Consider the following 19,746-nt stretch of genomic DNA (forward strand, 5'->3'; position numbering starts at 1 on the left):
ATCCGCCGATGACCGACGCCATCGATTACGCCCGCTACGACCGCATCCGGCCGATCCGCTGGACCGGGGAGACACTGGAACTGCTCGACCAGCGCCGCCTGCCGTTCGAGGTGGAATACCTGGTGTGCGGCAGCAGCGATGATGTTGCCGCGGCGATCCACTCGCTGGCGGTGCGCGGCGCGCCGGCGATCGGAATTTCCGCGGCCTGGGGCGTGGTGCTGGCTGCGCGCGCTGTCGACGCCGCCGATGCCGTCGATGCCACCGGGGCCGCGCACGTGCTGGAGCCCGCGATGCAGCACCTCAACGCCGCACGACCCACCGCGGTCAACCTGGCCTGGGCGCTGGCGCGCATGCGCGCGGCACTGGTGCGCGCGCAGGCGGGCGAGGGCATGGACTGGCGCGATGCGCTGGAAGCCGAAGCCCGCGCGATCGAGACCGAGGATCTCGCGGCCAACCACGCCATGGGTACGCTGGGCGCCTCGCTGATCGCGACGGGCAGCGGTGTGCTGACCCACTGCAACACCGGGTCGCTGGCGACCGCCGGCTTCGGCACCGCGCTGGGCGTGATCCGCGCCGGCGTGGCGGAGGGGAGGATCGGCAAGGTTTTCGCCGGCGAGACCCGGCCGTGGCAGCAGGGCGCACGCCTGACCGCATGGGAGCTGATGCAGGACGGCATCCCGGCGACGCTGATCGCCGACTCGGCCGCCGCGCACCTGATGAAGACCGGTGCGGTGCAGTGGGTGATCGTCGGCGCCGACCGCATCTGCGCCAATGGCGACACCGCCAACAAGATCGGCACCTACCAGCTGGCGATCTCCGCGCGCCACCACGGCGCGAAGTTCATGGTGGTCGCGCCGTCCTCGACGGTGGACATGGACACCGCCTCGGGCGATTTGATCGAGATCGAGGAGCGCGACCCGGCCGAGCTCTACGGCATCGGCGGCACCCGCACGGTGGCCGAGGGCGTGCCAGCCTGGAACCCGGTGTTCGACGTGACGCCTGCGGCGCTGATCGATGCGATCGTGACCGAGAGGGGCATCGTCGCGCATCCCGATACGGCCTCGATGCGGGCACTGTTCGGCGCCTGAGTACTGGCGGCAGGGTCGCGGCACCACGGTGCATCGCGAGGCCGCCAAGGCGGGTGAGGGCGGCCGTCGCGGAGTGTCTCGTGCCCCATGGAAAACGGACCGGCTGAGCGTTTGTATTGCCCTGCGCCGGACATGATCGGCCGCCAGATCAGCAGCGTCTCACCGCGACGCCTGCGGCAGCCTGCCTACTGCACCCGAAATCGACCCCCGAGACTCACGCAAGTGATTGTTTCTCCGGCCTATCTGCTGGAAAAAAAGTGCCCATCGTGGTAGCATTCCGGCACTGATTCCGGCGGAGCCAAACGGCTCCGCCGCCACGTTTCCGGGCCGCTGCTTCTGCAGCCACGGGGAACCCCGGCACCACAGGACGCAAGCAACCCGATGACCGATCTCGCGCAGGAAATCATTCCGGTCAACCTCGAAGACGAAATGCGGCGCAGCTACCTGGATTACGCGATGAGCGTGATCGTGGGGCGCGCGCTGCCGGACGTCCGCGATGGCCTGAAGCCGGTGCACCGGCGCGTGCTGCACGCCATGAACGAACTTGGCGCGCACAGCAACAAGCCCTACTACAAGTCGGCGCGTATCGTCGGTGACGTCATCGGCAAGTACCATCCGCACGGCGACCAGTCGGTGTACGACACGCTGGTGCGCATGGCCCAGCCGTTCTCGCTGCGCTACCTGCTGGTCGATGGCCAGGGCAACTTCGGTTCGGTCGACGGCGACTCCGCCGCGGCGATGCGTTACACCGAGGCGCGCATGTCGCGCCTGACCCACGAACTGATGGCCGACATCGACAAGGAAACCGTCGATTTCACCCCCAACTACGACGAGAAGGAACTGGAACCGTCGGTGATGCCGACGCGCTTCCCCAACCTGCTGGTCAACGGCTCGGCCGGTATTGCGGTTGGCATGGCCACCAACATCCCGCCGCACAACCTGGGCGAAGTGGTCGACGCACTGATCGCGATGATCGACAACCCCGAGATCGACATCGACGGGTTGATGGAATACATCCCCGGCCCCGATTTCCCCACCGCCGGCATCATCAACGGCGTCGGCGGCATCCATCTGGCCTATCGCACCGGCCGTGGCCGCGTGCGCATCCGCGCCAAGGCGGACGTGGAAGTGGCCGACAACGGCCGCGAGTCGATCATCGTCACCGAGATCCCCTACCAGGTGAACAAGGCGCGGCTGATCGAGAAGATCGCCGAGCTGGTGAAGGAGAAGAAGCTCGAGGGCATCAGCGAGCTGCGCGACGAGTCCGACAAGGACGGCATGCGCATCTACATCGAGATCAAGCGCGGCGATTCTGCCGAGGTCGTGCTCAACAACCTCTACCAGCAGACCCAGATGGAGTCGGTGTTCGGCATCAACATGGTGGCGATCGTCGCAGGGCGCCCGCAGCTGCTGAACCTCAGGCAGATCCTCGAGGCCTTCGTCCGCCACCGCCGCGAGGTGGTCACGCGCAGGACGATCTTCGAGCTGCGCAAGGCGCGCAGCCGCGCCCATATCCTCGAAGGCCTGACGGTCGCGCTCGCCAACATCGACGAGATGATCGAGCTGATCAAGACATCGGACAACCCGCAGGTCGCGCGCGAACGCATGCTCGCCCGCGTGTGGCAGCCGGGCCTGGTCGGCGCGCTGCTGGGCGCCGCCGGTGCCGAGGCCTCGCGTCCAGAAGACCTGCCCAAGGGCGTGGGCCTGCTGGCCGACGGCTACCAGCTCACCGAGACCCAGGCGCAGCAGATCCTGGAGATGCGCCTGCATCGCCTGACCGGGCTGGAGCAGGAGAAGCTGACCGAGGAATACAAGCTGCTGCTCGGCACCATCCGCGGCCTGATCGAGATACTGGAGGATCCGGAAGTGCTGCTGGAGGTGATCCGCACCGAGTTGCGCAACGTCAAGGAAGAGTTCAACGACGCGCGCCGCAGCGAGATCCGCGCCAGCGAGGAGGATCTCGACATCCTCGACCTGATCGCGCCGGAAGATGTCGTGGTCACGCTCTCGCATTCGGGCTATGCCAAGCGCCAGCCGGTGACCGCCTACCGCGCGCAGAAGCGCGGCGGCCGTGGCCGCAACGCCGCGACGATCAAGGACGAGGATTTCATCGACCAGCTGTGGCTGGTGAACACGCACGACACGCTGCTCACCTTCACCAGCGCGGGCCGTGTGTTCTGGCTGCCGGTGTATCAGCTGCCCGATGCCGGGCCGAACGCACGCGGTCGCCCGATCATCAACTGGATCGCGCTGGAGGAAGGCGAGAAGGTGCAGGCGGTGGTGCCGGTGCGCGAATACGACGGCGACCGCTTCGTGTTCTTCGCCACCCGCAACGGCACGGTCAAGAAGACTCCGCTCACCGAGTTCGCCTACCGCCTGGCGCGCGGCAAGATCGCGATCAACCTCGACGACGGCGATGCGCTGGTGAACGCCGCGCTGACCGACGGCAACCGCGACATCATGCTGTTCGCCAGCAACGGCAAGGCGGTGCGTTTTGACGAAGCTGCCGTGCGCGGCATGGGCCGCACCGCCACCGGCGTGCGCGGTATCCGCCTGGCCCAGGGCGAGTCGGTGTGCAGCCTGGTGGTGGTCGAGGGCGACGGCGACATCCTCACCGCCAGCGAACGCGGCTACGGCAAGCGCACGCCGCTGGGCGAGTATCCGAAGAAGGGGCGCGGCACCCAGGGCGTGATCGCGCTGCAGACCACGGCGCGCAACGGCAAGCTGGTCGGCGCGATCCAGCTGTCGGACCAGCACGAGGTGCTGCTGATCTCCGATGGCGGCACCCTGGTGCGCACGCGCGCCTCCGAGATCTCGCAGGTCGGCCGCAACACACAGGGCGTGACCCTCATCCGCCTGGGCGAGGGCGAGACCCTGCAGGCGATCGAGCGCGTCGATGCCTCGCTGGAGCAATCGGACGAGACGGTCCCGGCGGCAATCGCCGTGGACGGCGGGGAAGCCCACCCCGAGGCCTGATCGATCCAGGCGAGCGCACGCCCGTTCCTCCGGGAACGGGTCGGGGCAGGGTCGCGGCGGTTCAGTCGGCCAGGGTCTTTCGCGCCAGTTCGCGCACGAGCCGATCGGGATCCTCGCGCAGCGCCAGTGCGCGGCTGCGCGCGTTGCTCCCGGGCTGCAGATGGCCGGAGGCATGCAAACCCTGCAGGGCATGGAAGCGCACCGTAGATGAAGCGTCGGACAGGCGTTCGAGCATGGCGTCGCGAATCGCATCGTCGCGCAGTGGCGCGGCGGCGCGGGTCGCCTCCAGGCGCACATGCTCCTCGTCATCGCCCATCGCATCCACCAGCGCGTCGCGCGCCGCTTGCGGCAGGGTGGCGCCACCGTCGGCCGCCGCCAGCTCGCCGATCAGCGCAACCGCGGTCGCCCGGATCGCGGAGCGCGAATGCCGCGCCAGCCCGGCGAGAGGCTTGGCCAGTGCGAGGTCTCCCGGTCGAACCTGGCCCTGCAGCCGCGACAGCGCAGCCGTGGCGCGCAGGCCGTTGAGTTCGGCATCGGGCGGCAGCGCGGCCAGGGTGTCGTAGGCGGTCCGGAAGGGAGACGCGTCGCTGGCCACGGGAGATTGGGCCTGCTGCGGGGCGGGGTCGGCGCTGGTCTCGCGCGGGCGCTCATCGCAGGCCGCCACGGCCAGGCTGGCGGCGATCGCCAGCCCCGCTGCGCAGCCGCGCCATGCAGGGCCACGTGGAGCGGGCCGGTCAGGAGACATGGGCCGATTGTGCAGCAGGTCGCATGGGGGCGTCGTCACGCGCGGGAGCGCAGCGGTGCTGCGGGCGTAAGCCATTGAGCGGGGCGGACATGGGAACAAGCGCACTCCCGAGCTGCATGGCAGCGCGTCGCGTGAAGCGACGCTGACTATACTGAACGGACAAACGGAGGAGGCGGTATGGGGCGGATGGCGCGTGTCGAAAGGCGTGTAGTGGGCAGGGCCGGTCGCGGCCTGTTGCTGCTCGGGCTGCTGCTCCTGGCGCTGGCAGGCTGCCAGCGCAACGAATCCGGGCAGTTGCCGGGCGTCAGCGGCGAGGCGATCCAGGCCGAGCGCGAGCAGGTCGAGGGCTTTGCGCTGGTGCGCGCCTGGCCCGACCAGACCGGCGAAGGCCTGTCGATCGCGCTGGAGTTCTCGCAGCCGCTGGTCGGCACGCAGGACTTCGACAAGCTGGTCACCTTCGCCGAACCGGTCGCCGAGCCCAGCAGCTGGACGCTCGACGATGCCGGCACCGTGCTGCGCTACCCGCACGTCAAGGCCGACCAGCATTACACGCTGCGCATTTCCGGCGAGCTGACCGCTGCCGACGGCAGCCGGCTTCCGGCGGCGCTGGAGGAAAAGGTCTACACCGGCGAACTCGATCCGGTGGTTGGCTTCGCCTCGCAGGGCAGCGTGCTGCCGGCGAAGGAGTCGCGCGGCCTGCCGGTGGTGTCGGTCAACGTGACCGAGGTCGACGTCGAGTTCCTGCGCGTGCGCGAAGGCTCGCTGCCGAAGTTCTTCGCCGAATTCCAGCGCGGCGGACGCCGCGGCAGCTGGGAGCTCGACAATCGCTGGAACGACCGGACCCCGATGTCGCAGCTGGCCGAGCCGGTGTACGTCAACCGCTTCGTGCTGGGCGGCGAGCGCAACGAGCGCGTGCTGACCTACCTGCCGCTGCAGGACATCGCCGAACTGCAGCAGCCGGGCCTGTATTTCGCGGTGATGAAGCGCGCCGGGTCGTTCCAGGACGAGTTCGAGACCGCGTACTTCACCGTCAGCGACATCGGCCTGCATGCGCGCGCCTACAAGGACAAGCTGTTCGTGCACACCGCCTCGCTGCGTGACGGCGCGGCGGTCGGCAGCGCCGAGCTGCGCGTGCTCGATGCGCGCGGCGAGACGATCTACCGCGCCAGCACCGACGCTAACGGCAACGCCCTGGCCGACTACACCATCGATGCCAGCCACGTGCTGGTCGCCAGCCGCGGCAACGACGTGGCGATGCTGCCGTTCAACCAGCCGGCGCTGGACCTGTCGGAATTCGCGGTGTCCGGGCGCGAGGCAAGCTGGTTCGACGTGTTCGCCTGGTCCGGCCGCGACCTGTATCGCCCGGGTGAAACCGTGCGCGTCTCGGCGCTGCTGCGCGACAACGACGGCCGCCCCGTGGCGGCCAAGGACGGCAAGGCGCAGACGCTGTTCGTCCGGCTCAAGCAGCCCAACGGCAAGCCGTTCTTCGAGACCCGGCTGCAGCCCGGCGCGCTGGGCTACTACAGCTTCGAGAAGGAAGTGCCCACCGACGCGCCCACCGGCCGCTGGCAGGTCGAGTTCCGCACCGACCCGTCCAGCCGCGAGGCGGTGCAGGGCATGACCCTGCGCATCGAGGAGTTCCTGCCCGAGCGCATGAAGCTCGAGCTGGACGCCGCCGAGGCCATCCTCCGGCCCGGCCAGCCGCTGAAGCTGCAGGCCACAGGTGCGTATCTCTACGGCGCGCCGGCCGCGGGCAACCGCTTCACCGCCAGGCTGGCGGTCATGGTCGAGCAGCATCCGCTCGAAGGCATGCCCGGCTGGTTCTTCGGCGATCCCACCGTGCAGATGTCGAAGGAAGCGAAAGACATCGTCGACGCCACCCTCGACGCGCAGGGCCGGCTGCAGCAGGACATCGCGCTGCCCGAGGAAGCCAAGCCGACCACGCCGATCGCGGCGGTGGTGTCGGGCAGCCTGTACGAGACCGGCGGGCGCAGCGTGAACCGCACGCTGCGTCGCGTGCTGTGGCCGGCGCAGGCGCTGGTCGGCGTGCGTCCGCTGTTCGACGATGCCGAAGGCGCCGACGCCAACAGCAGCCCCGGCTTCGAACTGTTGCGCGTGGGCAGTGATGGCAAGCCGCGCCCGGCCAAGGGCCTGCAGGTCACCCTGGTGCGCGAGCATCGCGACTACCACTGGCGCCACGACGAAGATGGCGGTTGGGGCTACGAGCACACCAGCCGCTTCGAGAACGTGGAGACGCGCAGCGTCGATGCAGCTGCGACTGCGACGCGCGTGGACTTCCCGGTGGAGTGGGGCGAGTACCGCATCGACGTGCTCGATCCGGAAACCAAGCTGGTCACCCGCTATCCGTTCCGCGCCGGCTGGAGCTGGGGCAACGACAACCGCGGCCTCGACGCGCGCCCGGACAAGGTCAAGCTGGCGTTCGACAAGACGGCTTACCGCGCCGGCGACCGGATGAAGGTGACGGTGACGCCGCCGCATCCGGGCAAGGGCCTGCTGATGGTCGAGAGCGACCGCATGCTGTACGTGCAGGAGATCGATGCGAAGGCGGGTAGCAGCTTCGAGATCCCCGTCACCGAAGACTGGGAGCGCCACGACGTCTACGTCACCGCATTGGTGTTCCGTGGCGGCAGCGCGGCCAGCAAAATCACGCCGGCACGTGCCGTGGGCGTGGCGCACGTGCCGATGGACCGTCGCGAGCGGCGTGTTGCGGTCGGGCTGAAGGTGCCCGAACGGATCCTCCCCGAAGGACCGGTGCAGGTGGTGCTGAGCGCGCCGCAGCTGGCCGGCAAGGAGGCGTATGCGACGGTGTCGGCGGTCGACGTCGGCATCCTCAACATCACCCGCTACCCGGTGCCGGATGCGCGTGCGCACTTCTTCGCCCAGCGCCGCCTCGGCGTGGATGCCTGGGATGTGTACGGGCGGGTGATCGAGAGCTTCGAGGGCGGCACCGCGCGGATGCGCTTCGGCGGCGACATGGCGCTGGCGGCGATGCCGCAGGCGCGCCGGCCGACTGCGCGGGTGCAGACGGTGGACCTGTTCGCGGGTCCGGTGATGCTCGACGCCAGCGGCAACGCGCGCATCACCCTGCAGGTGCCGGACTTCAACGGCACCCTGCGCGTGTCGACCCTGGTGTACTCGGCCGACGCCTACGGCAGCCGCGACGTGGAGACCGTTGCGCGCGCGCCGATCGTGGCCGAGGCCAGCATGCCGCGCGTACTGGCGCCGGGCGACCGCGCCACGGTGACCCTGGACCTGACCAACTTCACCGGCAAGGCCGGTCGCTTCGAGGTGCGCGTGGATGGCATCGGCCCGCTCGACGTGGGCGAGGGCACGCGCAGCGCGGAGCTGGCGGTGGACGGCAAGACCACGCTCAGCTTCCCGCTGGCGGCGCGGACCGGTTACGAAGTGGCCAAGGTGCGCGTGCGCGTGGACGGCAATGGCGCAAAGGTCGATCGTCGTTACGATCTGCCGGTGCGGCCTGCGTGGCCGGCGGTGCTGCGATCGCGCACCCAGGTACTGCAGTCGCCCGCGCCGGTGACGCTCGATGGCTCACTGGCGCAGGGGCTGATGGCCGGCTCGGTACTGGCACAGTTCACGGTCAGCGCGCTGCCGCCGATCCCGTTCGCCAGCGCCATCCGTGGCGCGCTCGACTATCCCTACGGCTGCGCCGAGCAGACCACCAGCAAGGGCTACGCGGCGCTGCAGCTGGACGAGGCCACGGCGAAGATGCTCGGCATCCCCGACGTGGACGCGGCGAAACGTCGGCAGTACGTGGAGGGCGCGTTCGGGCGGCTGGCCTCGATGCAGGTCCGCTCGGGGCACTTCTCGATGTGGGGCAGCGACGGCTACGTCAATCCGGCGTTGACCCCGTACATCGTCGAGTTCCTGCTCGACGCGCGCGAGGCCGGCTTCAACGTGCCCGAACAGGTGCTGCAGAAGGCGCTCGAGCGCCTCGGCGAAGACCTGCTCTCGGGCGGCGAGCAGTTCTACGGCCAGGACCACCGCGACCACCTGCGCTTCGCCTACCAGGCGCACGCGGGCTACGTGCTGGCGCGGGTCAACCGCGCGCCGCTGGGCACGCTGCGCGCGATGTACGACAACGATCGCAACAAGTCGCTGACCGCGCTGTCGCTGGCGCACCTGGGCCTGGCGCTGTCGCTGCAGGGCGACAAGGCACGCGGCGAGAAGGCGATCGTGCAGGCGTTCGACAAGCCCGGCGAGCGTCCGCGCTACCTGTGGGATTACGGCAGTGAGCTGCGCGACCGGTCGCTGATGATCGCGCTCACCCACGAGCGCGACATGGTCCGGCCTGCGTGGGATGCGAAGGCGGTCGACATCGGCCGCGAACTCGACGCGCGCCGCTCCGGCGGCCGGCTGTATCTGAGCACGCAGGAGCAGATCGCGCTGGCGCGGCTGGGCCGGGCGCTCTCGTCGTCACAGGGCAAGCAGGTATCGGGCACGCTCACCGAGGGCGGCGTAAGCCAGCCGGTGGCGGCCGCGCGCATCGTCGGGCGCAGCTACGACGCTTCAACCCTGGACAAGGGCGTGCGCTTCGATCCGGTGGGCGAACCGCCGCTGTTCGTGAGCATCGATGTCGCCGGCGTGCCGGTGACCGCGCCCGAGGTGGACGAGAGCCGGGTGCGGATCGCGCGCACGTTGTTCACCACCGATGGCAAGCCATGGACGCCGGCGCCGCTCAAGGAGGGCGAAGCGTTGATCGTGGCGCTGACGCTGACCTCCGACGTGGCGATGCGCGACGCGCTGGTGACCGACCTGCTGCCCGCAGGCCTGGAGATCGAGAACTTCAACCTGGGCGATGCGAAGCAGTGGGCGGACGTGGTGGTCAACGGCATCGAGATCAGCGACCGCGACAGTGCTGCGACCGTACGCCACGAAGAGTTCCGCGACGACCGCTACGTGGCCGCGCTGGATCTGCGCCGCGGCGACAGCGCCCGCGTGTTCTACCTGGTGCGCGCAGTCACGCCGGGCATCTATACGGTGCCGCCGCCGCTGGTCGAGGACATGTACCGCCCCGACATCCGCGGCGTGGGCCGCGCGGTGCCCGCAACGATCACGGTGGTACAGCCGTGATCGTGGCGTAGGCGCGACCGGGTGGCCGCGTGCGGGGGATGCGGCCGGGGCGGCATCACTGCCGTCGCCGGGTGCGATATCCCGAGCCGCAGCTACGACTTGCTGGAAGCCTGTCTTTCGACTGCAGTCTGAAGCCTGTCATTTCGACCGCAGGGAGAAATCCAGTGTCTGACGCGAAGAAAGCAGATTTCTCCCTTTGGTCGAAATGACAGGCGGGGGCTCAAGTGTCCGTCGCCCAAGCACGCCGGATTCCCGGGGCCGTGACGTGCGGACGCAGCGATCCAGTTCGCCGCACCAGGAACGCCACCCCCACGGGCGCTGGCGCCGCGTCCTGCCCTGGCTGCGCTGGGGCACCGCCGCGCTGCTGCTTTCGCTGCTGGTGCTGGACCTGGCATTCCCGCCGAAGCTCCCGCGCGTGCGCGATACCAGCACGCTGGTGGTTGCGGCCGATGGCACTCCGCTGCGTGCCTTCGCCGACGCCGAAGGCGTGTGGCGATATCCGGCCACGCCGGCGACCGTGTCGCCGCTGTACGTGCAGGCGCTGCTGAACTACGAGGATCGCTGGTTCCGCTGGCATCCGGGCGTGAACCCGTTTGCGCTGCTGCGCGCGGCGGCGCAGTGGGGATCGGGCGGGCGCATCGTGTCCGGCGGCTCAACGCTGAGCATGCAGGTGGCGCGCATCCTCGACCGCGACCACGGGCTGTCCACCCGCACGCTGTACGGCAAGCTGGTGCAGATGCTGCGTGCACTGCAGCTCGAGGCGCATCTGGACAAGGACCAGATCCTCTCGCTGTACCTGGAACGCGCCCCGTTCGGCGGCACCATCGAAGGCGTTGAGGCGGCCAGCTGGGCCTATCTCGGGAAGCCGTCGGCGCGCCTGTCGCATGCCGAGGCCGCGCTGCTGGCGGTGTTGCCGCAGGCGCCGAGCCGACTGCGCCCGGACCGCCATCCCGAAGCGGCGCAGCAGGCACGCGACAAGGTGCTCGAACGGTTGGCGCGGCTTGGCGTGTGGTCGCGCGACGATGTCGACGATGCGCGGATGGAGACGGTGGTCGCGCGCAGCCTGCGCGCGCCGATGTCCGCGGCGCTGCTGGCCCAGCGCCTGCGCACGGCGCATCCGCAGCAGGCGCGCATCGTTTCCACGCTCGACGCGGACCTGCAGCGCACCCTCGAAGAGCGCGTCGGCGCGTACTTTTCCGACCTGCCCGAACGCACCTCCGCGGCCCTGCTGGTGGTCGACAACGCGACCATGGAGGCGCGCGCCTACGTCGGTTCGCTGGACATGCTTGATCGCACGCGGCTGGGCCATGTCGACATGGTGCGCGCCTGGCGCTCGCCCGGCTCCACGCTCAAGCCGTTCCTGTACGGCATGGCGCTCGACGACGGACTGATCCATTCGGAAAGCCTGCTGGTCGATGCGCCGCAGTCGTTCGGCGGCTATCGACCCGGCAACTTCGACGCGGCATTCAACGGTCCGGTCGGTGCGGCGAGTGCGCTGCGGCTTTCACTGAATGTGCCGGCAGTGGACCTGCTCGACCGCGTCGGGCCGGCGCGCTTCGCCGCGCGCCTGGACAATGCCGGCATCTCGTTGCGGTTCCCGCGCGGCGCAACGCCGAACCTGTCGCTGATCCTCGGCGGCACCGGCGCGCGGCTGGAGGACCTGGTCGGCGCGCATGCGGCGCTGCATCGCGACGGCATCGCCGGCCGCGTGCGCTACACACCCGATGACGACGTGATCAAGCGGCGCCTGCTGTCGCCCGGCGCGGCCTGGATCGTGCGCGAGATCCTGCAGTCCAATCCGCGGCCGGGCGAGCAGGCGGGCATGTTCGATGGCGCGCAGCGTCCGCGCGTGTCGTGGAAGACCGGCACCAGCTACGGGTTCCGTGACGCCTGGGCGATCGGCGGCACCGCTCGCCACACCGTCGGCGTCTGGGTCGGCCGCCCGGACGGCACCCCGCTGCCCGGCCAGTACGGTGCGATCACCGCGCTGCCGCTGCTGTTCGAAGTGGTCGACAGCCTGCCCCGTGCGCGCGGTGAAGGCGCCGCCCCTGCGATGCCGCCGAGCGTGGAGCAACGCGCGATCTGCTGGCCGCTGGGGACTGCGGCCGACGCGCAGGACGAGGCGCTGTGCCAGCGCCGCTTCGATGCCTGGGTGCTCGACGGCGCGATCCCCCCGACCTTCGCCGAACGCGATGCGCGTCTGTGGAGCGCGGGCCTGGAGCGCTTCGACGTCGACGCGGACACGGGGCTGCGCCTGTCGGCCGACTGCGCGCGCCCGCATGCGCGCAAGGCGATGGCGGTGGCGCGCTGGCCTGCACTGGCTTCGCCCTGGCTGCCGTCCGGCGTTCGTCGTGCATCGCGGCCGCCTGCGCTGTCTGCCGACTGCGTCGATGACGGCCGCGACATGGCCGAGCTGCGCATCGAAGGCCTGACCAACGGCGCTTCGCTCGCGCGACCGCCCGGCAGCAGCCGCGGCATCCGTGTGTCGCTGCGCGCGCTGGGCTCGGATGCCCCGGTGCAGTGGCTGCTCAATGGTCGCTGGATCGCCACCACCCGCGGCGGCAACGCATTCCAGCACAGCTTCGATGACGCAGGCACGCACCGGCTTACCGCGCTGGCGGACACCGGCGCCTGGGCCTCGGTGGAGTTCCGGATACTGGAATAGCGGTGACGCGGTGAGCGATGTCGGTGATGACCACCGCCAGCAGCCTGCGCGTCACCCCGACAGCTGCGCCAACATGTGCTCCGCGCTCGACACCCGGAACTCGCCCGGGGCCTCGACAAACAGGTGCTTCACGATCCCGTCCTCGGCATACAGCGCGAAGCGCTTGCAGCGCAGCCCCATGCCGTAGCCGGTGGCATCCATCTCCAGGCCGAGCGCGCGGGTGAGGTCGGCATTGCCGTCCGAAAGCATGTGCAGCCCCTTGGGGACATCCAGCGACGCGCCCCAGGCCTGCATCACGAACGGGTCGTTGACCGCCATGCAGGCGACGTCGATGCCGCGCTCGCGAAATTGTGCGAAGGCAGCCACAAAGCCAGGAAGATGCCTTTCCGAACAGGTCGGCGTGAATGCGCCGGGGACTGCGAACAGCACGACCTTGCGGTCCTCGAACAGGGTGGGGGTGTCCACCGCCTGCACGCCGTCGTCGATGTACTTGAGTACCACTTCGGGGATGCGGTCGCCGATCTGGATGGTCATGGAGAACCTGTCGTGGAGGAGATGCCGCCTATCCTCGCACGGCGGCTGTGGGCAGGGCTTCAAGGCCGCGCGTCGCTTCCCCGGATCCAGCGTAGCCCCGGGCACGCGCACGCACCGGTAAACTTCCACTGCCCGCACGCGGGCCGTCGTCGTGGAGCGAGCATGCAGTTCAAGGATTACTACAGTGTTCTGGGCGTCGAGCCCAACGCGGGCGAGGCGGAGATCAAGTCCGCCTATCGCCGGCTTGCGCGCAAATATCATCCCGATGTCAGCAAGGAGGCCGGCGCCGAGGACAAGTTCAAGGCCGTCAACGAGGCCTACGAGGCGCTGCGCGATCCCGCCCGGCGCAAGGCCTACGACCAGCTGCGCGCCGGTGGTTACCGTCCCGGCGACGAGGTGCCGCCGGCAGGGTTCGGTGGCGGCGGCCCGGCAGGCTTCGATTACGAGGACGTGTTTTCCGGCGACGGCGCGGGCGGCGGGTTCAGCGACTTCTTTGAAAGCCTGTTCCGTCGCCAGGGCGGCGTTGGCGGGCGCGGTCCGGGACCGGGCGGGCCGGGCATGGGCGTGCGCGATACGCGGGCCCGGCTGGCGGTGTCGCTGGAAAACGTCCATCGCGGCGACAGCGTGCGCATCGGCGTGGATGGCCGCTCTTTCGACGTGCGCGTGCCGCCCGGGGTGCGCCCGGGCCAGGTGATCCGGCTTGCACGGCAGGGCCGCGAGGGCGGCGACCTGCTGCTCGAGATCGAGTACGCGGCGCATCCGCAGTTCGAGGTCGACGGCCGCAACATCATCCACGTCCTGCAGGTGGCGCCGTGGGAAGCGGCACTGGGCGCGACGGTGAGCGTGCCGACGCTGGGTGGACGTGTCGAACTGAAGATCCCTGCCGGCTCCGAGGCCGGGCGCAAGCTGCGCCTGCGCGGACGCGGCTTGCCCGGATCCGGTGCTGGTGCGGCCGGTGATCAGTTGGTGGAGATCGAGATCCAGGCGCCGGCGCCGCGCGACGACGACCAGCGTGAGGCCTACGAGCGGCTTCGCGACGCGTTCGGCGGGGAATGGCGCCGGAGCTGACCCGGGCTGTCGCGACCGGCGGCGCTCAGGCCGCCGTGTCGCCCGGAGGTGGAGCGTTGCCGTGGCCGATCGTCGAGACGATGGTCTCGGTGAGTTCGGCCTCGCTGAAGGGCTTGGTGAGATAGCCCTGCGCGCCCTGGCGGACGCCCCAGATGCGGTCGGTTTCCTGGTCCTTGGTGGTCACCAGGATCACCGGGATGTGGCCGGTGGCGGCGTCGCGCTTGATCGTGCGCGTGGCCTGGAAGCCGTTGAGGTTGGGCATGACCACGTCCATCAGGATCAGGTCGGGCAGATGGTCCTTCGCCGCGCGCACGCCGGCGGCGCCGTCCTCGGCCGTGATCGCTTCGTGCCCGAGCTTCTCGACGATGCGGCGGATGCCCATCAGCTGCGAGGGCGAGTCGTCGACGATGAGGATGCGCGCCATTCGGATTCCCCTTTTGGACAGGCGATTGTAGCGGTGGGACCGGACCTGCGAACGGGCCGGGCTACGGGAATGTGACCAGGGTCCTGCCGACCGAACCGCCCCGGAGCATGCCAGCGAACACTTCAGGCAGGCCTTCGAGAGTGGTTTCGCGGGTGCAGATCGTGTCCAGGTAGCGCGGCTTCCAGTCCCCTGCGAGCAACTGCCAGACCTCGTCGCGGATCCCGCGCGCGGTGCCCGCCGAGGCGACGCCAAGCAGCGACACGCCGCGGATGATGAAGGGCATCACCGAGGCCGGCAGTTCGGCGCTCGCGGCAAGCCCGGCGCTGGCGACGTTGCCGTAGGGCCGGGTTTGTGCCAGCAGGCTGGCCAGCATCGGCCCGCCGACGCTGTCCAGGCCGCCGCCGAAGCGCACCGATTCCATTGCGCGCGTGGTGGCCAGCGCATCGCGGCCAAGCACCTCGCTGGCGCCGATCGCGCGCAGGTAGTCGGCGTGTTCGGGCTTGCCGCTGATCGCGTGCACGGTGTATCCGGCGCGGCTGAAGATGTCGACGGCCAGCGAGCCGACGCCGCCGGTGGCGCCGGTCACCGCCAGCGGGCCGAGTTCGGGCGACTGGCGGTTGTCGCGCATGCGCAGCAGCGCCAGGGCGGCGGTGAAGCCTGCAGTGCCGAGCACCATGGCGTGGCGCAACGACAGTCCCAGCGGCAGCGGCACGGCCCACTTCGCTTCGATCCGCGCGTACTCCGAATAGCCGCCGTCGCGGGTTTCGCTCAGGCCCGCGCCGGTGACCAGCACCTGGTCGCCTTCGCGGAACTTCGGATCGGTGGATGCGACCACATGGCCTGCCAGGTCGATTCCGCCCACCAGCGGGAAATGGCGCAGGATCTTGCCCTGTCCGGTGCCCGCAAGCGCGTCCTTGTAGTTGACCGAGGAGAACGCCACCTTGACCAGGATCTCGCCGCGCGACAGGTCTTCCAGCGCCACCTGTTCGATGCCGCTGCGATAGCCGGCGTCGTCGCTGTGGATGCGGAAGGCGCTGAAAGTGCGGGGGATGGTCATGTGCTTCCTGTCGTTCCAGCGGGGGCTGGCGGGATTCCGACAGCGCAGGGCGCTGATCGTCGGCATTGTCACAGCATATCCGCGCCAGATTGATCCGTGGGCGCCTGGATGACAAACGCGTCGCCGCGCGCGAGAAGCTTATCGCATGGTCTTGTCTTGTTTCTCATCCGCGCCCCGCTGCTGCACGGACGTCCCGATAACGAACACGTCGCCACACCACGCGCTTACCGCATCGTCTTGCGGTGCTTCTCGTCCAACCACTTGCTCGCGCTTGCCGGCGAATAGTCCTTCATCCACGCCAGCATCGCGTCGATGTCGTCGCCGTGCCACAGGTCCTCGCGCTGTGCGGGGTGCAGGAAGCGTTCTTCGACCATGCGGTCGACCATGCCGATCAGTGGCCCGTAGAAGCCGTCGATGTCGAGGAAGGCGCAGGGCTTGTTGCCGATGCCGAGCTGGCGCCAGGTCAGCATCTCGAACATCTCGTCGAGCGTGCCGAAGCCGCCGGGCAGGGCGACGAAACCATCGGACAGATCGAACATGCGCATCTTGCGCTCATGCATCGAGCCGACGACTTCCAGCCGGGTCACGCCCTTGTGCGCGACCTCCCAGTTGACCAACTGTTCCGGTATGACGCCGACCACTTCGCCGCCGCCCTGCAGCACCGCGTCGGCGACGATGCCCATCAGGCCGACGTTGCCGCCGCCGTAGACCAGCTGCAGGCCCTCGCGAGCGATGCGGTCGCCCATGGCCATGGCACGTTCGGTGTAGACCGGCTTGCTGCCGGCATTGGAGCCGCAATAGACGCAGATCGAGCGCATGGGTCAGGTTCCGGGGGAGTGGGACGGGAGCGGGGAAGCGGGATCGTCCACTGGACGTCCGCAGTCGACCGAGTCGACCACGCCGCCGCTGTAATGCAGGCTGGAAACGCGTTGGAGTCCCTGCGCATCGATGTCGTTCCAGAAGTCGATCGCGTAGCTGCCGGCAGGTGGATTGCCGTCGGGTCCGGCCGCGGTATGGCCGGACAGCGTGCTGTCGGGCGTGCGTCCCATCAGCGCCAGCGCCTCGCGGTAGTTCATGCCGGGTTGGACCTGCGCGCAGCCGACGTGGACAGAGGTGCCATTGATGGCGGGCGTGGCGGCAGGCGTTGGCGGGTGCATTGGCGTGGAAACGGCGCAGGCGGCAAGGGTGGCGAGCAACAGCGGCGACAGGTGCGGCAGGGACATGCTGCGGCTCTCCAAAAGGCAAAGGCCCGGGCAGTGCCCGGGCCTTCGTGTATCCAGATCCGGCGCTCAGTTGGCCTTGTGGATCGCGCGCTTGTCGACCGCCATCGCAGCGTCGTGGATGGCTTCCGACAGGCTGGGATGGGCGTGGCAGATGCGGGCGAGATCGTCGGCGGAGCCCTTGAACTCCATCGTCAGCACGCCCTCGTGCACCAGTTCCGAGACGTTCGCGCCGACCAGATGCATGCCCAGTACACGATCGGTCTCGGCATGCGCCAGCACCTTCACGAAGCCCACCGGTTCGATCATCGCCACGGCACGCCCGTTTGCGGCGAACGGGAAGCTGCCGGTCTTGTAGGGCACGCCTTCTTCCTTGAGCTGCTGCTCGGTCTTGCCGACCCAGGCCAGCTCGGGCTCGGTGTAGATCACCCAGGGAATGGTGTCGAGGTTGACGTGGCCAGGCAGGCCCGCGATCAGCTCGGCCACCGCGATGCCTTCCTCGAAGCCCTTGTGCGCCAGCATCGGCCCGCGCACGCAGTCGCCCACGGCCCAGACGCCGTCGACGCCGGTGTGGCAGTGCTCGTCGACCTCGATCTGGCCACGCTCGCTCAGCTTCACGCCGCTGCCTTCAGCCAGCAGGCCCTTCGAAGCGGCGCGCCGGCCCACGGCAACCAGCAGCTTGTCGACGGTGATGGTCTGCTCGCCGGCCTTGTCGGCGAAGGTGACCTGGACTTCCTTCTTCTTGCCCTTGCCGGTGACTTCGGCTTTGCTGACCTTGGCGCCGAGCTTGATGTCGAGACCCTGCTTCTTGAACTCGCGCGCGGCGACCTTCGAGACCTCCGCGTCTGCCGCGGCCAGGAAATCGGGCAGCGCTTCGAGGATCACGACATCGGCGCCCAGGCGCTTCCACACGCTGCCCAGCTCCAGGCCGATCACGCCGGCGCCGATGACGGCCATACGCTTGGGCACTTCGGTGAAGTCCAGCCCGCCGACGTTGTCGACGATGGCCTCGCCGTCGAACCTGGCGAACGGCAGCTCGATCGAATCCGAGCCGGCGGCGATGATGACGTTGGTACCGGTGAGCTCGACCTCGGTGTCGTCGTGCTGCTTCACCTTGACCACGCGATCGGCGTGCAGGGTGGCGAAGCCGTAGTAGGGCTTGACCTTGTTGGCCTTGAACAGCTGCGCGATGCCGCCGGTGAACTGCTTCACGATGGCGTCCTTGCGGCCGACCATGGTGCCGACGTCGATCTTCGGATCCTTGGCGCTGATGCCGTGCTGCGCGAACACGTGCTGCAGGTTGTGGAACTGGCGCGAGGAATCCAGCAGCGCCTTGGACGGGATGCAGCCCACGCGCAGGCAGGTGCCGCCCAGCGCGGGCTTGCCGTCCTTGCCCAGGCCGGCGTCGATGCAGGCCACCTTCATGCCCAGCTGCGCGGCGCGGATCGCGGCGTGGTAGCCGGCGGGACCGGCTCCGATGACGACGACGTCGAATTGTTCTGCCATGTCGATTCCTTGCTGATTCCTTCCCCCGCGCGCGGGGGAAGGTGCCCGAAGGGCGGATGGGGGCGGGGCGGCGGACCGGCCCCCACCCCAGCCCTCCCCCGCAGGCGGGGGAGGGGGAGTTTGCTTACAGCCCCAGCACCATCCGGCCCGGGTTCTCGAGCTGGTTCTTGATGTCGACCAAGAACAGCACCGCGTCCTTGCCGTCGATGATGCGGTGGTCATAGCTCAGCGCGATGTACATCATCGGCGCGGCGATGACCTGGCCGTTCTCGACAATCGCGCGTTCCTTGATGGCGTGCATGCCCAGGATCGCCGACTGCGGCGGGTTGACGATCGGCGTGGACAGCAGCGAACCGAAGGTGCCGCCGTTGGTGATGGTGAAAGTGCCGCCCTGCAGGTCCTCGAGCTTGAGCCCGCCCTCGCGCGCGGCCTTGGCGTAGTCGCCGATGCTCTTCTCGACGTCGGCGAAGGACATGCGCTCGACGTTGCGCAGCACCGGCGTGACCAGGCCGCGCTCGGTGGAGATGGCCACCGAGATGTCGGCGTAGCCGTGGTAGATGATGTCGTCGCCATCGGCCGAGGCATTGACCACCGGATAGCGCTGCAGCGCGTTGGCGGCGGCCTTGGCGAAGAAGCTCATGAAGCCGAGCTTGACGCCGGTGTCCTTCAGGAACTGCTCGCCCAGCTCCTTGCGCATTGCCATCACCTTGCCCAGGTTGACCTCGTTGAACGAGGTCAGCATCGCGGTCGACTCCTTCGACTGCATCAGGCGCTCGGCGATGCGCTTGCGGATGCGGGTCATCGGCACGCGCTCTTCGGGCCGCGCGCCGCCGGAAACGCCGGGGGTCTTGCCGGACGCATAGTTGACCAGGTCTTCCTTGGTCACCGCGCCGCGGCGGCCGGTGCCGTCGACCTGGGACGGGTCGATGCCCTTGCTCTCGGCGGTGAAGCGCGCGCCGGGGGGCAGATCGCCGGTCTTGCCGGACGACACCGGCGCGGGATGAGTGGACGCGGGCGCGGCGGCCTCGGCCTTGGCGGCACCCTTGCGCTCCTGCACTTCCTCGTCGCCAGCGGCGGGCCGGCTGCCCTTGCCGGCGTCGGCGGCGGGCGCGGCGCCTTCCTCGATGATCGCCAGCAGCTGCTGGCTGGTCACCGTGTCGCCTTCCTTGAACTTGATCTCCTTCAGCACGCCATCGACCGGCGAGGGCACCTCGAGCACGACCTTGTCGGTCTCCAGGTCGACGAGGTTCTCGTCGCGGCTGACGGCGTCGCCGGCCTTCTTGTGCCAGCCGGCGATGGTGGCGTCGGACACGGATTCGGGAAGGACTGGAACTTTGACTTCGGTGGCCAT

The 19,746-nt window shown here is 69.2% G+C and carries 13 protein-coding genes; 5 read left to right on the forward strand and 8 right to left on the reverse strand.

Going from position 1 to position 19,746, the window contains the following annotated elements; genetic code table 11:
• Positions 1-8: 8 nt before the first annotated feature.
• Positions 9-1,088, forward strand: coding sequence for an S-methyl-5-thioribose-1-phosphate isomerase (mtnA, locus tag ACW5DW_RS06095; RefSeq protein WP_457017864.1), 1,080 nt, complete (start codon positions 9-11; stop codon positions 1,086-1,088).
• Between the two features lie 381 nt (positions 1,089-1,469).
• Positions 1,470-4,064 carry a DNA gyrase subunit A gene (gene gyrA / locus ACW5DW_RS06100; RefSeq protein WP_457017865.1) on the forward strand — a complete coding sequence of 865 codons (2,595 nt, stop codon included), beginning with the start codon at positions 1,470-1,472 and terminating at the stop codon, positions 4,062-4,064.
• Positions 4,065-4,125: 61 nt separating this feature from the next.
• On the opposite strand, the gene ACW5DW_RS06105 is transcribed toward gyrA, so the two are convergent.
• Positions 4,126-4,809: a HEAT repeat domain-containing protein gene (locus tag ACW5DW_RS06105; RefSeq protein WP_457017866.1), complete on the reverse strand. Its 684-nt coding sequence runs from the start codon at positions 4,807-4,809 to the stop codon at positions 4,126-4,128.
• 186 nt (positions 4,810-4,995) lie between these two features.
• On the opposite strand from ACW5DW_RS06105, the gene ACW5DW_RS06110 reads away from it, so the two are divergent.
• Together ACW5DW_RS06110 and pbpC are read left to right on the forward strand one after the other, a co-directional pair.
• Entirely contained in the window at positions 4,996-9,921 is a 4,926-nt protein-coding gene (locus ACW5DW_RS06110) for an alpha-2-macroglobulin family protein (protein WP_457017867.1), read from the forward strand.
• A 205-nt stretch (positions 9,922-10,126) separates the two neighbouring features.
• A complete protein-coding gene (gene pbpC / locus ACW5DW_RS06115) occupies positions 10,127-12,586 on the forward strand; it encodes a penicillin-binding protein 1C (RefSeq protein ID WP_457017868.1) in 2,460 nt (819 codons plus the stop codon).
• A gap of 51 nt (positions 12,587-12,637) precedes the next feature.
• Here pbpC and ACW5DW_RS06120 read toward each other — a convergent pair whose 3' ends face one another.
• A complete protein-coding gene (locus tag ACW5DW_RS06120) occupies positions 12,638-13,120 on the reverse strand; it encodes a redoxin family protein (protein WP_457017869.1) in 483 nt (160 codons plus the stop codon).
• A 162-nt stretch (positions 13,121-13,282) separates the two neighbouring features.
• Between ACW5DW_RS06120 and ACW5DW_RS06125 the strand changes: the two genes are divergently transcribed.
• Complete coding sequence (locus tag ACW5DW_RS06125; RefSeq protein ID WP_457017870.1) at positions 13,283-14,188, forward strand: DnaJ C-terminal domain-containing protein; 906 nt, start codon at positions 13,283-13,285, stop codon at positions 14,186-14,188.
• Positions 14,189-14,213: 25 nt separating this feature from the next.
• Here ACW5DW_RS06125 and pilH read toward each other — a convergent pair whose 3' ends face one another.
• The 6 genes from pilH to sucB all read right to left on the reverse strand — a co-directional run bounded on the left by pilH (position 14,214) and on the right by sucB (position 19,746).
• Positions 14,214-14,612 (reverse strand): twitching motility response regulator PilH, encoded by a 399-nt coding sequence (pilH, locus tag ACW5DW_RS06130; RefSeq protein ID WP_457017871.1) that lies wholly within the window; start codon positions 14,610-14,612, stop codon positions 14,214-14,216.
• A gap of 61 nt (positions 14,613-14,673) precedes the next feature.
• Positions 14,674-15,669, reverse strand: coding sequence for a YhdH/YhfP family quinone oxidoreductase (locus ACW5DW_RS06135; protein ID WP_457017872.1), 996 nt, complete (start codon positions 15,667-15,669; stop codon positions 14,674-14,676).
• A gap of 224 nt (positions 15,670-15,893) precedes the next feature.
• Positions 15,894-16,487: an LOG family protein gene (locus tag ACW5DW_RS06140; protein ID WP_457017873.1), complete on the reverse strand. Its 594-nt coding sequence runs from the start codon at positions 16,485-16,487 to the stop codon at positions 15,894-15,896.
• Between the two features lie 3 nt (positions 16,488-16,490).
• Positions 16,491-16,892, reverse strand: a complete 402-nt coding sequence (locus ACW5DW_RS06145) for a hypothetical protein (protein WP_457017874.1) — start codon at positions 16,890-16,892, stop codon at positions 16,491-16,493.
• A gap of 66 nt (positions 16,893-16,958) precedes the next feature.
• Positions 16,959-18,395: a dihydrolipoyl dehydrogenase gene (gene lpdA, locus ACW5DW_RS06150; protein ID WP_457017875.1), complete on the reverse strand. Its 1,437-nt coding sequence runs from the start codon at positions 18,393-18,395 to the stop codon at positions 16,959-16,961.
• A gap of 124 nt (positions 18,396-18,519) precedes the next feature.
• A complete protein-coding gene (sucB, locus tag ACW5DW_RS06155; RefSeq protein ID WP_457017876.1) occupies positions 18,520-19,746 on the reverse strand; it encodes a dihydrolipoyllysine-residue succinyltransferase in 1,227 nt (408 codons plus the stop codon).

The organism is Luteimonas sp. A482 (genome assembly GCF_054072655.1).

What these genes read in the sequence shown, in the direction of transcription:
- mtnA (WP_457017864.1), top strand. Translation starts at nt 9, where the DNA reads ATGACCGACGCCATCGATTACGCCCGCTACGACCGCATCCGGCCGATC.
- gyrA (WP_457017865.1), top strand. Translation starts at nt 1,470, where the DNA reads ATGACCGATCTCGCGCAGGAAATCATTCCGGTCAACCTCGAAGACGAA.
- ACW5DW_RS06105 (WP_457017866.1), bottom strand. Translation starts at nt 4,809, where the DNA reads ATGTCTCCTGACCGGCCCGCTCCACGTGGCCCTGCATGGCGCGGCTGC.
- ACW5DW_RS06110 (WP_457017867.1), top strand. Translation starts at nt 4,996, where the DNA reads ATGGCGCGTGTCGAAAGGCGTGTAGTGGGCAGGGCCGGTCGCGGCCTG.
- pbpC (WP_457017868.1), top strand. Translation starts at nt 10,127, where the DNA reads ATGACAGGCGGGGGCTCAAGTGTCCGTCGCCCAAGCACGCCGGATTCC.
- ACW5DW_RS06120 (WP_457017869.1), bottom strand. Translation starts at nt 13,120, where the DNA reads ATGACCATCCAGATCGGCGACCGCATCCCCGAAGTGGTACTCAAGTAC.
- ACW5DW_RS06125 (WP_457017870.1), top strand. Translation starts at nt 13,283, where the DNA reads ATGCAGTTCAAGGATTACTACAGTGTTCTGGGCGTCGAGCCCAACGCG.
- pilH (WP_457017871.1), bottom strand. Translation starts at nt 14,612, where the DNA reads ATGGCGCGCATCCTCATCGTCGACGACTCGCCCTCGCAGCTGATGGGC.
- ACW5DW_RS06135 (WP_457017872.1), bottom strand. Translation starts at nt 15,669, where the DNA reads ATGACCATCCCCCGCACTTTCAGCGCCTTCCGCATCCACAGCGACGAC.
- ACW5DW_RS06140 (WP_457017873.1), bottom strand. Translation starts at nt 16,487, where the DNA reads ATGCGCTCGATCTGCGTCTATTGCGGCTCCAATGCCGGCAGCAAGCCG.
- ACW5DW_RS06145 (WP_457017874.1), bottom strand. Translation starts at nt 16,892, where the DNA reads ATGTCCCTGCCGCACCTGTCGCCGCTGTTGCTCGCCACCCTTGCCGCC.
- lpdA (WP_457017875.1), bottom strand. Translation starts at nt 18,395, where the DNA reads ATGGCAGAACAATTCGACGTCGTCGTCATCGGAGCCGGTCCCGCCGGC.
- sucB (WP_457017876.1), bottom strand. Translation starts at nt 19,746, where the DNA reads ATGGCCACCGAAGTCAAAGTTCCAGTCCTTCCCGAATCCGTGTCCGAC.